Consider the following 959-nt stretch of genomic DNA (forward strand, 5'->3'; position numbering starts at 1 on the left):
ATCGTATGTTGGCCCCGCAGCCACTCGACGCGGTTGGTGTCGGACTACTGGTTTCTGTGGTTGCATCCGTTCTTAATTTTGTGACGGCACGAATATTGTTAAGGGCTGGCAAGCAGCACAATTCAATCACGCTTGAGGCAGATGCTCACCACCTGCTGACCGATGTCTGGACGTCGGTCGGGGTCATTTTGGGCGTCGGACTGGTCTATCTGACCGGCTGGTTATGGGTCGATCCGGTTATTGCATTGCTGGTCGCGGCCAACATCGTGTGGACCGGTTATCAGCTCATGAGCCGTTCAGCTGCGGGTCTGATGGACGTCTCGCTACCCGTTGAAGAACTCGAAAAAATCGAGTCGCTGCTGGCGGGATACCGTGAGCAGGGGCTCGATTTCCATGCGCTGCGCACACGCCAGGCGGGCGGACGCGCGTTTATGACACTGCACATCCTCGTTCCTGGGATATGGACTGTTCAACATGGTCACGACTGGGCTGAGCGTATAGAGAATGATATCCGCACAGCACTGCCTTTTATCCATATCACCACTCACGTAGAACCCTTGGAAGATCCGGCGTCAATGAACGACCAGGCGCTCGACTGACGCACTCCCTGTTTATTAAACTTATTGATTTTAATAAATTGAATGAGTGTTTGGTTGTTTTTTTGATCATTCTTTAAATCAATAACCTATCTTTAGAACAACCCATTAAACCCCTTCCTGTTACCATAATAAGAAAGGGGAACGTTGCACCCGCGTAAGCATGGCAGCCATTCCCCTTATGTTTCAGCGAACGGAGTAAACTAGAGAAACTGCAGGTTCAGCCCGGCAAAAATCTGCCATCTGGGCTGACCAGGTCCGTGATCTGCCACTGAGCCTTGTGGCTCGATAAAGAAGTTGTAGACGGTTTTTTCCTGCCTGATGACCTGCCCAATCCCAAGCCCCATGGGGACGCTATAACTG

The 959-nt window shown here is 51.4% G+C and carries 1 protein-coding gene; it reads left to right on the forward strand.

All coding sequences use genetic code 11. The features are described from left to right. Nucleotides 1–599: cation diffusion facilitator family transporter (locus AC1DUO_RS25435; protein WP_477989471.1), on the forward strand; the 599-nt coding region annotated here is incomplete at its 5' end. Nucleotides 600–959 lie beyond the last annotated feature (360 nt).

The organism is Rahnella sp. P4_A8 (assembly GCF_056402435.1).